This is a genomic window from Xenorhabdus miraniensis (assembly GCF_002632615.1).
This window is the reverse complement of record NZ_NITZ01000011.1, coordinates 1-14,703: the sequence shown is the minus strand read 5'-3', so window position 1 is coordinate 14,703 and position 14,703 is coordinate 1. Positions and strand designations below refer to the sequence as shown.

Annotated in this window: 11 protein-coding genes and 1 tRNA gene; 8 read left to right on the top strand and 4 right to left on the bottom strand. The window is 42.6% G+C overall.

What is annotated here, in order from left to right:
- Positions 1–7 precede the first annotated feature (7 nt).
- Positions 8–1,459, bottom strand: a complete 1,452-nt coding sequence (fliD, locus tag Xmir_RS11720) for a flagellar filament capping protein FliD (RefSeq protein ID WP_099114431.1) — start codon at positions 1,457–1,459, stop codon at positions 8–10.
- 84 nt (positions 1,460–1,543) lie between these two features.
- On the opposite strand from fliD, the gene Xmir_RS25215 reads away from it, so the two are divergent.
- The 4 genes from Xmir_RS25215 to fliZ all read left to right on the top strand — a co-directional run bounded on the left by Xmir_RS25215 (position 1,544) and on the right by fliZ (position 4,369).
- A complete protein-coding gene (locus Xmir_RS25215; RefSeq protein ID WP_167385973.1) occupies positions 1,544–1,702 on the top strand; it encodes a hypothetical protein in 159 nt (52 codons plus the stop codon).
- A 33-nt stretch (positions 1,703–1,735) separates the two neighbouring features.
- Positions 1,736–2,815, top strand: coding sequence for a FliC/FljB family flagellin (locus tag Xmir_RS11715; protein WP_099114430.1), 1,080 nt, complete (start codon positions 1,736–1,738; stop codon positions 2,813–2,815).
- Between the two features lie 267 nt (positions 2,816–3,082).
- Complete coding sequence (locus tag Xmir_RS11710; protein WP_099114429.1) at positions 3,083–3,805, top strand: RNA polymerase sigma factor FliA; 723 nt, start codon at positions 3,083–3,085, stop codon at positions 3,803–3,805.
- A gap of 51 nt (positions 3,806–3,856) precedes the next feature.
- A complete protein-coding gene (gene fliZ, locus Xmir_RS11705) occupies positions 3,857–4,369 on the top strand; it encodes a flagella biosynthesis regulatory protein FliZ (protein WP_099114428.1) in 513 nt (170 codons plus the stop codon).
- A gap of 225 nt (positions 4,370–4,594) precedes the next feature.
- Here fliZ and putA read toward each other — a convergent pair whose 3' ends face one another.
- On the bottom strand, positions 4,595–8,575 hold the full coding sequence (putA, locus tag Xmir_RS11700; protein WP_099114427.1) for a trifunctional transcriptional regulator/proline dehydrogenase/L-glutamate gamma-semialdehyde dehydrogenase: 3,981 nt from the start codon (positions 8,573–8,575) through the stop codon (positions 4,595–4,597).
- A gap of 521 nt (positions 8,576–9,096) precedes the next feature.
- Between putA and putP the strand changes: the two genes are divergently transcribed.
- A complete protein-coding gene (putP, locus tag Xmir_RS11695; RefSeq protein ID WP_099114426.1) occupies positions 9,097–10,581 on the top strand; it encodes a sodium/proline symporter PutP in 1,485 nt (494 codons plus the stop codon).
- 114 nt (positions 10,582–10,695) lie between these two features.
- Here putP and Xmir_RS11690 read toward each other — a convergent pair.
- Positions 10,696–10,771: transfer RNA gene (locus Xmir_RS11690), tRNA-Lys, on the bottom strand.
- 233 nt (positions 10,772–11,004) lie between these two features.
- Between Xmir_RS11690 and cycA the strand changes: the two genes are divergently transcribed.
- Positions 11,005–12,414 (top strand): D-serine/D-alanine/glycine transporter, encoded by a 1,410-nt coding sequence (gene cycA / locus Xmir_RS11685; RefSeq protein WP_099114425.1) that lies wholly within the window; start codon positions 11,005–11,007, stop codon positions 12,412–12,414.
- A gap of 58 nt (positions 12,415–12,472) precedes the next feature.
- Here cycA and Xmir_RS11680 read toward each other — a convergent pair whose 3' ends face one another.
- A complete protein-coding gene (locus tag Xmir_RS11680; protein WP_099114424.1) occupies positions 12,473–12,856 on the bottom strand; it encodes a nuclear transport factor 2 family protein in 384 nt (127 codons plus the stop codon).
- A 143-nt stretch (positions 12,857–12,999) separates the two neighbouring features.
- Here Xmir_RS11680 and Xmir_RS11675 point away from each other — a divergent pair, with 143 nt between their 5' ends.
- Both Xmir_RS11675 and Xmir_RS11670 read left to right on the top strand, forming a co-directional pair.
- A complete protein-coding gene (locus Xmir_RS11675) occupies positions 13,000–13,503 on the top strand; it encodes a GNAT family N-acetyltransferase (protein WP_099114423.1) in 504 nt (167 codons plus the stop codon).
- Positions 13,504–13,710: 207 nt separating this feature from the next.
- Positions 13,711–14,217 carry a GNAT family N-acetyltransferase gene (locus tag Xmir_RS11670; RefSeq protein WP_099114422.1) on the top strand — a complete coding sequence of 169 codons (507 nt, stop codon included), beginning with the start codon at positions 13,711–13,713 and terminating at the stop codon, positions 14,215–14,217.
- The last annotated feature ends 486 nt before the right edge of the window (positions 14,218–14,703 follow it).

The following is a 14,703-nucleotide window of genomic DNA, read 5'->3' as shown; positions in this document are numbered from 1 at the left end:
CCTTTAATTATCTTAAAAGCTGAAATAGGGATGTCTGTGTACTGGTCAGAGAGTTATTAAGTTTATCCAGTTGGGTAAATTGGCGCTTATAGAACGCCATCTTGGCCTCAGTGTCTTTTTTTGCCTGATCCATTTGTTTTTCAATGGTTTTTAGACTTTTGTTGATACCTTCCGTTACTGTGGCGAGTGTCCCTTCATGACTATCCAGCGTTTTCTTCAATAAATTATAAGTCTGGGTCGCAAAACCGGTTTTTTCACCATCACCCATAAAGAAGGCCTTAACGTTAGCCGGTTTTTCTTTCAGGTTCTTTTCCAGTTTTTCATTACTGATTTCCAGTGTGCCATCCAGTTTCTGTTTAATCCCCAGCTTATTCAGCGTTGCGATATCAGCCACATTCTGGGCTGCGAATAATTGCTGTCTTAGCTGATTTTGAATACTTTTTAAGGTTCCATCACCGAGTAGGGCACCATTGTCTTTTGAAACCTCTTCGCCTTTCTTGACTGATGTGAATTTAGTCAGTGAATTGAACGTGCTCTGTGATTCATTATAAGCATCCACCCACTTTTTAATTGCTTCTTTCATGGGTTCGATATCACGAGAAACGACCAGTGTTTCTGTGCGGGATTCTCCAGTTGCACTTTCTTCTTTTTCTGAAACCTTTTTCAGATTCAGAATAACGCCTTCAGGTGCATCTTTTATCTCATTGGTTTGGCGCACAATCTTGAGGCCATTGACGGTTAATTCCGCGTTGTTCGCCTGCACGGACTGTGTCATTGAACCCGCACCACCACCTTTGTCGTCAGAGGTATAGTTCAGCAAATCACTGAGCTTATCATCACCTTCAACTTTAATGGTCATGACAGACTGGGTACCCGCTTTTTTCGCCGTCAGAACCAGATAGTTTCTATTATCTTCCGCTTTGATAATGCTGGCATTGACGTTGCCTTCCTGTTTATTGATGGCATCACGGATTTCAACCAGAGACGTTTCATCATCTTTCAGGGAAATGCGCATTGGCTTGTTTTCATCTGATTTACCCGGTTCACCCGGTTGTGTGATGATAATGGTACGGATATTTCCTTCACCCAATGTTTCACCTTGCGGGGATTTTACATCGGCGACTACTGGGGATTCCAGGGACTGTGCCTTTGCAAGCTGCTGAACCTCAATTACATAATTACCCGGACTGGCTTTGGAATCCGTACTTGGAGTAAATGTTTTATGATCTTCACTGGTTTTTGTAGTGTTAAGTTTATCGAATTTTTTTAGTTCTTCAGATGCACTCTTGAGTTTTTCTAAACTGCCTTTAAGTGAACCAAAACCAGTCAGTTTTGCGTTATAACTGGATTTCTGCTTCTGTAATGGTTTCAAACGATTATCGTATGTTGTCTGAAGTTTATCCCATACAGAATTTGTATTCATCCCGGATCCAGCCCCTAATGAGGAAATGCTAGCCATATTGACTCCTTTTATTAGTAAAGCATCACAGGACTTGTTATCGGATTCATTTGCGAAAAGTTTACTGACAAAATGATTTTTTTTATGGATGGAATAATTGATAAGAACAGGCGCTGTTTGGCTTATCGGGGAAAAATGCGAAAAAATAAAAAAGTTTTTGCAAGAAATATTAAAGGTTCTTTTTGTGGCGCCGATAAAACTGTTGGCGGTGATGAACACCGTGGGCAAATAGGCCCAAACTAATTATATCTACTTGATTTTAAAAGGAACTCTACTATGGCACTTGGCATCAATACTAACTATTCCTCTCTGCTGGCTCAGAACAACATGGCTCGATCTCAAGGTGTTCTGGGCACGGCGATTGAGCGTCTGTCCTCTGGTTTACGCATTAACAGCGCAAAGGATGACGCCGCTGGTCAGGCGATCGCCAACCGTTTCACCGCTAACATTAGTGGTCTGAGTCAGGCTTCCCGTAACGCCAATGACGGTATCTCCATTGCTCAGACTACCGAAGGTGCTCTGAACGAAATCAATAGCAATCTGCAACGTATCCGTGAACTGACTGTTCAGGCGCAGAACGATAGCAACTCTAAGAACGATATTAAGTCTATCAATGAAGAAATAACTCAGCGTTTTGACGAAATTAATCGTATTTCTGAACAAACTCAGTTCAATGGCGTGAAAGTACTGAGCAAAGATCAAACAATGAAAATTCAGGTTGGCGCTAACGATGGCGAAGTTATCAACATCGATTTGAAAAAAATCGACCGTGATACTCTGAAATTAAAAAACTTCGAGTTAGTTGGTACTAAATTTGGTGCAGAAGTAACTGAAGGTCCTTTTGATACAACCAAGACAGGTACTCAAGTTCCTGTAAACGAAAAGTCTTTAACAGATTTAAATACTGGTAAAGCTCCTGATTCAGATATCAAAAATGCAAAACTTTACGAGGCAGCGAAAAAAGCAGATGGAACATCTGATGGATATGTAATCCGTGGTGAAGATAAAGACGGAAACGCAGTGATGTTCAAAGCTAAAGTTGATAAAGATGGTAAAGTTGCTAAAGATGGTAAAATTGAGATCAAAGAACCTCTGAAAGATTTGGATAATGCTTTATCAACTGTAGACAGCCTGCGCAGTTCTCTGGGCGCGGTTCAAAACCGTCTGGAATCCACGGTTAACAACTTGAGCAACACCGTTACCAACCTGAGCGCGGCAAGAAGCCGTATTCAAGACGCTGACTACGCAACTGAAGTTACCAATATGGGCCGTGGCCAGATCCTGCAACAGGCAGGTAACGCGGTTCTGGCTCAGGCCAACCAGATCCCACAGGCCGTTATGTCTCTGCTGCGTTAATTTTTATTTTCCGGTTGAGCCGTTATGCAGGGCAACCTGCATAAACAACGCTTATAAAATAAGGATCGGTTCGCCGATCCTTATTTTTTGGTTACTGTTTTTATCAAGATTGTCAAGGACAGCCTGAAACTTGCAAAGCATTTAGGCGGACATCAAAAATTTCGCATAGGTGAAAAAGAAGTGCTTTTACTTCATTGTTCAAACGATTGTACCGATTAGGGGATTGGATAATGGTATCCAGTCTCTTATCCAAAGGTGTCTGTTGTTGTGAGCGATTTGTATACCGCCGAAGGCGTGATGGACAAAAATAGCCTCTGGAAGCGCTATGTACCACTAGTTCGCCATGAAGCCTTGAGGCTACAGGTCAGGTTGCCTGCCAGCGTAGAACTCGATGACTTGCTTCAGGCCGGTGGCATAGGCTTACTGAATGCGGTGGAGCGGTTTGATTCCCTACAGGGAACCGCGTTTACCACCTATGCGGTACAGCGCATCAGAGGTGCAATGTTGGATGAGTTGAGGAGCCGTGATTGGGCTCCGCGTAGTGTGCGGCGTAACGCACGTGAAGTCACGCAGACCATCCGTAAACTTGAGCAAGAGTTAGGCCGTCCAGCCAGTGAGCAGGAAGTTGCTAAAGAATTAAAGATTAATCTGATAGAATATCGGCAAATACTGTTAGACACAAATAACAGTCAACTATTCTCTTATGATGAATGGCACGAAATTCACGGTGAAAGTTGTGAGCCAGTGATTGAGGAAGGGCATGAGACAAATCCTCTCCAACAATTACTGGAAAGTGATCTTCGTCAGCGGGTAATTGATGTCATCGAATCATTGCCCGAACGGGAAAAGATGGTTCTTACGCTGTACTATCAGGAAGAGCTCAATCTTAAAGAGATCGGCGCAGTGCTTAACGTAGGGGAGTCCCGCGTAAGTCAGCTTCACAGTCAGGCCATAAAAAGGCTGAAGGCGCGTTTGAATCCAGAGAAGTAACTTTTTGCTTATTTGTTTTTTGTTAAGACTATACACAGGGCTTTATCTCTTATGTCTGTTACAACACAAAAGAAACGGCCTCTTAGCCGTTATATCAAAGACTATAAACATAGTCAGACTCATTGTTTGCACTGCCATAAAACACTTGATCGTATTTCACTTGTTTTTAACGGTCAGGTCATCAATAAAGAAGCTATTTCTGAGATGACTGAATTGGTGGATGACAAAACCTGGAATGAGTTACAGGGTAAATTTGTGGCGCTGTGCCGCTTTTGTAGTGAAATTTATTGCAATAGCCAGACTGATTATTTCGACATTATGTCATTTAAACAGTATTTATTTGAACAAACAGAGATGAGTCATAGTACTGTGCGTGAGTATGTGGTTCGTTTAAGACGTTTGGATGAATTACTGACTTCAAGTAATTATTCGGCTAATGAATTTACGCCAGAAAAAATTCAGGAACAACTCAGCGAAAAATTGTCTCAGTCTGCTTTCAGCAATTACAATATCGCGCTGCGTAAATATGAGCAGTATCTGAGCTGGCAACAGAACGGTCATTAATTAATTACACCGATAAATAACGTTAGCCGGTTTAAACGATTTTAGAGGGGAATGCGATTGTCACGCATTCCCCTCTCTGTTTCCATATTATTTCTGTTGTTACATATTCTTACTGCCATATATTAAAATGGTTATGTATTTATAATAAATTAATCTTAATTAACTCTTTTTAATTAATTCATTTTAAACCATTTATGTTAATTAACATACTTTAATTACATGTTATTAACCAATCGTCATTAAGCTGGCATTACCGCCTGCCGCTGCGGTATTTACACTTAATGAACGTTCATGCAGTAGGCGTTCCAGCAACAGATTGGTTTCACCACGGGCAAACCCTTGTACGGAGATAATGGACCCTTTACGCTGTGCAATCACACCGCAAACCTGACGCAATTGATCGCAATCGCCGTGATGAATCACTGCTTCCATTGCTGTTTTCTCATTTTGCCAGTCGTTAACCCAATGAATATGTTGACGAACTTCATCCGGCAACTGACGCTGCAATCCTTGATGCAATTCGTCTTTCTCCCAGATGGCTTGGCAACCGACAGAAAGTACCGCGGCTAATTGCACCAGCGCATCTTGCTCGTTATCTGCAAGGCACAACACATGTCCACGTGGCAGCAAAGTATAAGTATTACGTTCTCCGGTTGGCCCCGGCAGTACGCGTACTGTTCCACCTTGCGCCAGTAAACTGTATTCCTGAATCACTTGGCCTAATACATCATTATTTTGCGTGGTTGCCCAATCAGCCAATTTGTAGAGTGGAGTATGCAGAATGACACGCATTTTGGCATCAAGTTCATATTCTGCATCCTGACGCTCCAGTGTTTGGCTGGCTGCATTGACAGGACGTTGTGACAACAAACGATACAGATACAGCGGCCCGCCTGCTTTTGGCCCTGTGCCTGACAAACCTTCGCCACCAAATGGTTGCACACCGACGACCGCACCAACCATATTGCGGTTAACATATAAGTTACCGACTTTAGCTTTACTGGTGACTTGTGCGATGGTTTCATCAATACGAGTATGAATTCCCAGTGTTAAGCCATAACCGGAAGCATTGATTTGATCCAGCAGCTTATCCAATTCATCACGTTTGAAACGCACGACATGCAGAACCGGGCCAAAAATTTCTTTTTTCAGCTCACTAAAACTTTCCAGCTCGATCAGCGTTGGTTTGACGAAAGTGCCTTGTGACCATTCCTGACTATCCATTGCATTTTCATGCGCGGCCTGATAAATAGCCCGGCCTTTAGTGCGCATGGCTTGGATATGGCGCTCGATACCCGCTTTGGCTTCTGCATCAATCACCGGGCCGATATCTGTTGATAAGCGCTCAGGATTACCCATCCGGCACTCAGCCATCGCGCCTTTCAGCATGGCAATCGTTCTTTCTGCGACATCTTCCTGAACACACAGGATACGCAGGGCAGAACAACGTTGACCGGCACTGTCAAAGGCGGAAGCAACCACGTCGGTGACAACTTGTTCGGTCAAGGCAGAAGAATCAACGATCATGGCATTTAAACCACCCGTTTCTGCGACCAACGGTGTTGGATGGCCTTGGGCATCAAGACGACCGGCAATATTGCGCTGCAATAAGCTGGCAACTTCGATAGAACCGGTAAACATCACGCCGCGTACACGTTTATCCCCGACCAGAGAGGCGCCCACTGTTTCCCCTTGACCCGGCAGTAATTGCAGTACACCTCGAGGAATACCTGCCTGATGAAGCATTTTTACGGCAACAGCGGCAATCAATGGTGTTTGTTCTGCGGGTTTTGCCAAGACACTATTACCGGCTGCTAATGCCGCCGCGATTTGGCCGGTGAAAATAGCCAGAGGGAAGTTCCACGGACTGATACAAACCACAGGTCCCAGTGGGCGATGGGTATCATTGGCGAAATCCTGGCGCACTTGATCAGCGTAATAATAGAGAAAATCTACGGCTTCTCGTACTTCGGCAATCGCATTATTGAAAGTTTTACCTGCTTCGCGGACTAAAATACCGAGCAAAGATTGCAGGTTATTTTCCATCAACTCGGCCGCACGTACCAAAATCGCTGCACGTTCTGATGGCGGTGTGGCAAACCAAATTGCTCCGGCATTAGTGGACGTATTCAACGCATGGCTGACTTCCTGCTCAGTGGCTTCACGAACATAACCGACGATATCTGAAGGTCTGGCTGGATTATTCACAGGCTCAGCCGCAGGCAATTCTCCGGTGTGCTGGTAATCACCACCCAACAAAGGTTCGCTGCTCCACGTTTCCATTGATGAACTCAGCAAGGAACTGGAAAGGGAAGCCAAACGATGTTCATTGGAGAGATCCAACCCTGATGAATTGACGCGATTTTTACCGTATAAATCATGCGGCAGAGGAATTTTCGGATGCGGCAGACCGATTTGCCCTTCTGCTTGCGCTAACTCTTGTACGATTTTCACCGGATCAGCAACCAGTTCATCAATCGGCAGGGAAGTATCTGCAATGCGATTGACGAATGAGGTATTGGCACCATTTTCCAGCAGGCGGCGTACCAGATAAGCCAGCAGCGTTTCATGCGTTCCTACTGGCGCATAGATGCGACACGGGCGATTGAGCTTGCCATCGGCGACTTTTCCGACTACCTGCTCATAAAGAGGCTCACCCATGCCATGCAGACATTGGAACTCATATTGCCCCGGATAATAGTTCTGCCCGGCCAAATGATAAATTGCAGATAAAGTATGGGCGTTATGGGTAGCAAACTGTGGATAGATTAAATTCGGAACAGAAAGTAACTTACGGGCACAGGCGAGGTAAGAAACATCAGTATAAACCTTGCGGGTATACACCGGATAGTCTTCTAAGCCATCGATTTGAGCACGTTTGATTTCACTATCCCAATAAGCACCTTTCACCAGACGGATCATCAGCCTGTGACGGCTGCGCTGTGCCAGGTCAATAATACTGTCAATCACGAACGGGCAGCGTTTCTGGTACGCCTGAATGACAAAACCAATACCGTTCCAGCCTTCCAATTTTGGTTCAAAACACAATTTTTCCAGCAAATCGAGGGAGATTTCCAGACGATCGGCTTCTTCTGCATCGATATTGATACCAATATCATATTGACGTGCTTGTAAAGTGAGAGCGAGCAGGCGTGGATAGAGTTCATCCATAACACGCTCATACTGCGCACGGCTATAACGGGGGTGCAGGGCAGAGAGTTTGATGGAAATACCCGGCCCTTCATAGATACCGCGACCGTTGGATGCTTTACCAATGGCGTGGATCGCCTGTTGGTAGGAAACCATGTAAGCTTGGGCATCTTCTTCGGTCAGCGCGGCTTCACCCAGCATGTCATAGGAATAACGGAAGCCTTTCTCTTCCAGCTTGCGGGCATTGGCAAGGGCTTGAGCGATAGTTTCCCCAGTAACAAATTGCTCACCCATCAGGCGCATTGCCATATCTACACCTTTGCGTACCAATGGCTCACCGCTTTTACTGATAATGCGGTTCAGGGATTTGGATAGCTTAGCTTCATTGTGGGTAGAGACCAGCTTACCAGTGAACAGCAACCCCCACGTTGCAGCGTTAACAAACATGGAAGGGCTTTGACCCAGATGAGAGTGCCAATTGCCATTACTGATTTTATCGCGGATTAAAGCGTCGCGGGTGGCCTTATCGGGAATGCGTAACAGGGCCTCGGCAAGACACATCAACGCCACACCTTCCTGAGAAGAAAGTGAAAATTCCTGTAACAACCCCTGAACTAACCCGGAACGCCCGATTCCTTGTTTTTGCTGGCGCAGTTTTTCTGCAATGGAATAAGCAAGCTTATGAGTCGCCTTGGTTTGTTCTTCTGAAAGCTGCGCACGTTGCAACAGCATAGGAACGGCCTGTGTCTCTGGCAGGCGATAGGCAGAAGTAATTGCGGAACGTTTCACCGATTGGGGTAAAATATGTTCGGCAAAATCCAAAAATGGCTGATAAGGCGCCTCAATCGGTGATTCTTCTTCGGAAATCTTTTCTTCTTTGCTATCCTGACCCGCTGATATTTCTGGGATCTTTTCCTCGTTTTCCAGACGTTCAAGATAATTAAAAATGGCTTGCTTAATCAGCCAGTGTGGTGTGCGTTCAATTCGTTGTGCAGCAGATCTAATACGATTACGCGTTGCTTCATCGAGCTTCACGCCCATAGTGGTACTACCCATTCTCACTCCTTAATAGGTAAGACTTAACCAAGTTGCATAACAATATCTGCCATGTTGCAACTTTGTGCAACTTTGTTAAAAGCGGCCGTTCTAATTTTGTGAAATTAATCTAGTTTTTATTATCCCTGTGGTGAGTATTATGGCTTTTTATTTTTTATCTAATTGATATATATGAATTTTAATTCAGCCTTATAAAGGCGAGGTATAACCCATTATTAAATGAAGGGTGCAACCTTTGGAATGATAAATGTGATTTAGCAAGCGTTTTTTATAAAAAACATCGTTAATTAGTTGTTAATAACGTTTTAACTAAACTAGGATAGAATGTAATTTTAGAATAATTTCGATAGTAAATATTACTTAATGAAACTAATGTTATCTTGGAGTACAGCTTTTTGCAGTTTAATAGGGAAGAAAAAAAGTACTTGAAAAAACGTACCTTAAGTACAGACAACATTATTTACGCAAATAACACATTTGCAGATGTATGATTTATAAAAACACTATGGAGAAGAACCTGCATGACAGTAAATTCACCAATGCTCATTACCTTCACTATCTACATCGCGGGGATGTTGCTGATAGGCTTTATGGCTTATCGTTCCACCAAAAATTTTGATGATTACATATTAGGTGGTCGGCGATTGGGCAGTGTGGTAACGGCATTATCTGCTGGCGCTTCTGATATGAGTGGCTGGTTATTAATGGGATTGCCGGGGGCTATTTTTTTCTCTGGCATTTCAGAAAGTTGGATCGCGTTAGGCCTGCTGCTGGGCGCATACCTGAATTGGCGATGGATTGCAGGTAGATTACGTGTACATACTGAAGTGAGTAATAACGCATTGACGTTACCAGATTATTTCACTCATCGCTTTGAAGATAAAAGCAGAATCCTGCGTATTATCTCTGCACTGGTTATCTTGATTTTCTTTACTATTTACTGTGCATCGGGTGTTGTGGCTGGTGGGCTATTGTTTGAAAACACGTTTGGTATCAGCTACGAAAAAGCGATTTGGTTGGGTGCATTGGCGACAATTGCCTATACCTTCCTCGGTGGTTTTCTTGCGGTAAGCTGGACGGATACGGTTCAAGCAACGTTGATGATTTTTGCTTTGATTTTGGTTCCTGTGTTGGTTCTGTTCAAAGTGGGAGGAGTTGGCTCCGCCATCAATATTATTGAAGCAAAAAATCCGGCCTATTTAGATATGTTTAAGAATCTGAATATTATTGCTATTGCTTCTTTGTTGGGATGGGGATTAGGCTATTTCGGTCAGCCACACATTCTGGCTCGTTTCATGGCAGCAGATTCCCACCAGACTATTCATAAAGCCCGCCGCATCAGTATGACGTGGATGTTGCTGTGTCTTGCAGGAACAGTGGCTGTTGGCTTCTTTGGTATCTCATATTTTGAAATATATCCAGAGCAGGCAGGGCCGGTATTGCAAAACCGTGAGCGTATCTTTATGGAGTTAGGTGTGCTCTTGTTTAATCCATGGATCACCGGAGTATTGCTGTCTGCGGTACTGGCTGCGGTTATGAGTTCATTGAGCTGCCAGTTGCTGGTTTGTTCTAGTGCGCTGACAGAAGATCTCTATAAAGCATTTATACGTACTAAAGCCAGCCAAAAAGAATTGGTATGGATTGGTCGTATGATGGTTTTGCTGGTGGCAATCATTGCCATCGTGATCGCAACTAACCCAAACAATAAAGTATTGGCTTTAGTCAGTAATGCCTGGGCTGGATTTGGTGCGGCGTTTGGCCCGGTGGTTTTGATTTCTGTATTGTGGAAACGTATGACTCGTAATGGTGCTCTGGCAGGTATGCTTGTGGGTGCAATTACTGTTTTGGTTTGGATGGAATTCCGTTGGTTCTCGTTGTATGAGATCATCCCAGGCTTTATTTTCGCCTCGATCGCGATTGTGGTGGTAAGTCTGCTCGGTAAAGCTCCAAATCAGGCAATACAACAGCGTTTTTCTGAAGCAGAAGCGCATTATAGAACTAAATAAATCCGCTGTAATAAAAAATCTCTGAGTAATGAACTGCACCTTGATGAGTTAGCGTTTAACTTTTGGGGTGCAGTTAGGTCAATTACGAACTCTTTAATACATGACCGATAATTCTGGTGGGTCGTCGGGGGTTCGAACCCCGGACTGGCTGATTAAGAGTCAGCTACTCTACCAACTGAGCTAACGACCCAATACGATAAATTATTCTCCAACGTTAACGAGACGTCAATGGACTATATCCATTTTTTTATTAGGAGAATAAAATATGCACAATGTGCTATCTGCTGATAGATTAAATTGTAACCTTCTTGTTTTTCATGTGAAATCCTTCTGTTAATACCGCGGTTGTCTATGTCACAATGTTCCCTTAAACACAGCTTGAGGGTATTAAGGCCATGCTGTGAGAATAAATTGGATACAACTATGGAAGAAAAAATACAACCCATTCACACTTCTGAAACTGAAGGTTCGCATTTACAGCGAAGTCTCACTAACCGACATATACAGTTAATCGCAATTGGTGGTGCCATCGGTACTGGCTTGTTTATGGGATCAGGCAAGACCATTTCCCTTGCGGGGCCGTCGATCATTTTTGTTTATATGATCATCGGGTTTATGCTGTTTTTCGTTATGCGCGCAATGGGAGAGTTATTGCTTTCCAATTTGCACTATAAGTCGTTCAGTGATTTTGCCGCGGATTTATTGGGGCCGTGGGCCGGTTTTTTTGTAGGCTGGACTTACTGGTTCTGTTGGGTCATTACTGGCATCGCGGATATTGTTGCTATTACTGCTTATGTCGGATATTGGACACCGAGTTTTCCCGAATGGGGAACTTCGCTCCTGTGCGTTTTGGTATTACTGACTCTAAATCTCGCGACAGTAAGATTGTTTGGGGAACTCGAATTTTGGTTTGCCATGATCAAAATTATCGCGATTGTCGCCCTAATTGTCACGGGAGGCATCTTAATTGGCATACATTTCCAATCTCCGGCAGGGCATGTCGCTGCACTTTCTAATGTCTGGAGTGATGGCGGTATGTTCCCAATGGGGCTGAGTGGCTTTTTTGCCGGATTCCAGATAGCAATATTTGCTTTTGTCGGTATTGAATTGGTGGGAACCGCTGCCGCGGAAACTAAAAATCCGATGAAATCTTTGCCAAAAGCGATTAATGCCATTCCAATTCGTATCATTACGTTTTATGTTTTGGCGCTGATTGTGATTATGTCGGTCACGCCATGGCGAGCAATCATGGCCGATAAAAGTCCTTTTGTAGAATTATTTGTTCTGATTGGATTACCTGCTGCCGCCAGTATTGTAAACTTTGTGGTACTGACTTCTGCCGCATCTTCGGCAAATAGTGGCGTTTTCTCCACCAGCCGGATGTTGTTTGGCCTGGCTAAAGAAGGGAATGCACCAAAGCAGTTTAGTCAGCTTTCCCGCCGTTCGGTTCCGGCATCGGGGTTAATTTTTACTTGTTTGTGCCTCTCTTTTGGCGTCATTTTGATCTACTTTATTCCTGATGTGATGCGGGTTTTTACTTTGGTAACAACTGTTTCCGCTATTCTGTTTATGTTTATTTGGAGCATGATTTTGTGTTCCTATCTGGCTTATAGAAAACGTCGTCCGGCTTTGCATCAGGCTTCGGTGTACAAAATGCCGTTTGGTATTGTGATGTCCTGGGTATGTTTAGCTTTCTTTGCTTTTGTTTTGGTATTGCTTTCTTTGCAACCGGATACTCGTCAAGCTTTGATCGCAACACCCGTTTGGTTCATTATTTTAGTGATTGGGTTTCAGATTGTGAAAAAACGTAAGGCTCGCCACCTTACTTATTGAGTAATAAAAATCCCATAAATTAAATATCAGTGGCCCAAAAATTGGGCCATTTTTTTCGTTATAGGGCCATGGGCGTGCCTTGATGGAATCTAAGTTGCCATGTGTTACCCGAAGATAATTGCCAAATTGATGAACGAAGTGCTTGATTGAATGGATTGCCAGCTTGATTCATTTCATAAGATTGATAAGTGAGTAAAGCAATATTTTCATCCAGATAGTTTATAAAGAAGTGATGTGAAAAAATTGGGGAAGTAGTTTTTATTTCTGTTGTTAATTCGTTGAACACGATTTTTTTAGTGTAAACATGACCTGATTTACTGATTTCCAGAAAATCATCGTGTAATACAGTGCTAAGCCAATCGGCATTATTTCTTTTCTCGCCATGAAGACTGACTTCAAGTTGTTTGATAAGCTTAAAAATAGCTAAATTTTCCTGAACCATATGCTCTCCAAAGAAAATAAACCGATATTAAATAACATTATGAACAGGTAAAATTATTATTTTAAATAATTTTTAAAAGACTATTTACATTTATTTTTTTATCAGGTACTTATAAAGGGAGTCAAGTCGAAAAATAGGTATACATGGAAATTATAATCAGGGCAACTGAGCCTGAAGATGCTGAGCATTATCAACGAATTTATAGCCACCCAGACGTTTATTCTAATACTTTGCAACGCCCATGCCCCTCGCGTGAAATGTGGAAAGAACGTTTAAAATCAATTAAAAATCAAGATGAGATACCGTTTGTTGCTGAAGTAAATGGCAAGGTTGTGGGGACAATCGGGGTATTTACCCATGCCAATCCAAGGCGCAGGCATGCGGTAGGCATCGGTATTGGGGTTGATGCGGCTTATGCAGGGAAAGGTATTGGTTCAAAATTGATGGAGTTCGTGATTGATTATGCGTTCAACTGGTTAGGTTGTATCAGAATTGAATTGGAAGTATTTGTTGATAATGAAAAAGCAATAGCCTTGTACAAAAAATTTGGGTTCGAAGTAGAAGGTATTCGGCGTATGCAGTCATTAAGAAATGGTCAATATTGTGATGTTATGGGAATGGCTTTAATTAACAGTAGATTTGTGTGATATTTTATTGTAAATAATAAACCCGATAGAGAAAGCTTTTGTTTTGATCGGTTTTTATCTATTTAGTATATGGAGTTTTAATTTATTAATATAAAAAAATTCATTTATAATAAGATAAGAATATTGAACTCTGAATAAATTAAATAATCGTATTAATATAATATCAGTGAATTCAAAATGTTTTATTAGTTATTACAAGAGGTATATATGGAAATTATAATCAGGGCGACTGAGCCTGAAGATGCTGAACATTATCAACGAATTTATAGTCATCCGAATGTTTACCCCAATACTTTGCAACGTCCATGCCCTTCACATGATATGTGGAGGGAACGTTTAAAGTTAAATAAGATGCGAGGAGATATTGATTTTGTCGCAGAAGTAGATGGTAAGGTTGTAGGATCATTAGGGTTATTTACCTATGCGAACCCAAGGCGCAGGCATGCGGTGGGCATTGTTATTGGGGTTGATGCGGCTTACTCAGGCAAAGGGGTTGGTTCAAAGATGATGGCGTTTGCCATTGATTACGCATTTAACTGGTTAGGTTGTATCAGAATTGAGTTGGGAGTTTTTGCTGATAATGAAAAGGCCATCGCATTATATAAAAAATTTGGATTTGAAAAGGAAGGCATACGGCGTATGGAATCACTTAGAAATGGTCAATACTGCGATCTCATGGAGATGGCTTTGCTAAAATTGTATTGTGCCATATAAGCATGGGTACGAAATAATTCATTTCTCGGACATAGAGCTACCAGAGAATCACATTCATTGGTTGTTAGAATTTGGCTCTGATGAATATCACCGAAAGTATTTAATTGTTCGATGTGTAGCGCGGCGGCCAATTTCGCACTATTACGCGGTAGATTCTGCACTCGTTAGCATGAGGTTAATGCCTCTATAATGCACAGTGCAGAATAAAATGCTTAGCACTAAAAACCATCAGTTATCAATTGATTTTTGCTCTTTCCCTCTCATACTTCTACAAACGCACATTTTGAACATTAATTGAACTAAAAATTTGCATGCTTTTCAAACTGAAAGGCTCCATCAGCCGCTTTATCTAGGTTCATGTAGCAATATACCGATTTCTATTAATCGTTGGTTTGGCGGGAACGGTGGAGCTGGCGAAAAATGCCATTCCTGCATCAGCTATCACACAATACTCAGGTAACTCGCCTAGCCATGTCATGAGCCAAA

Bases quoted from the DNA above. Each gene is read 5' to 3' on its own strand.
- Xmir_RS11670 (WP_099114422.1), top strand. From the start codon at position 13,711: ATGGAAATTATAATCAGGGCGACTGAGCCTGAAGATGCTGAACATTAT.
- Xmir_RS11675 (WP_099114423.1), top strand. From the start codon at position 13,000: ATGGAAATTATAATCAGGGCAACTGAGCCTGAAGATGCTGAGCATTAT.
- cycA (WP_099114425.1), top strand. From the start codon at position 11,005: ATGGAAGAAAAAATACAACCCATTCACACTTCTGAAACTGAAGGTTCG.
- fliZ (WP_099114428.1), top strand. From the start codon at position 3,857: ATGTCTGTTACAACACAAAAGAAACGGCCTCTTAGCCGTTATATCAAA.
- putA (WP_099114427.1), bottom strand. From the start codon at position 8,575: ATGGGTAGTACCACTATGGGCGTGAAGCTCGATGAAGCAACGCGTAAT.
- fliD (WP_099114431.1), bottom strand. From the start codon at position 1,459: ATGGCTAGCATTTCCTCATTAGGGGCTGGATCCGGGATGAATACAAAT.
- Xmir_RS11715 (WP_099114430.1), top strand. From the start codon at position 1,736: ATGGCACTTGGCATCAATACTAACTATTCCTCTCTGCTGGCTCAGAAC.
- Xmir_RS11680 (WP_099114424.1), bottom strand. From the start codon at position 12,856: ATGGTTCAGGAAAATTTAGCTATTTTTAAGCTTATCAAACAACTTGAA.
- Xmir_RS25215 (WP_167385973.1), top strand. From the start codon at position 1,544: ATGGATGGAATAATTGATAAGAACAGGCGCTGTTTGGCTTATCGGGGA.
- putP (WP_099114426.1), top strand. From the start codon at position 9,097: ATGACAGTAAATTCACCAATGCTCATTACCTTCACTATCTACATCGCG.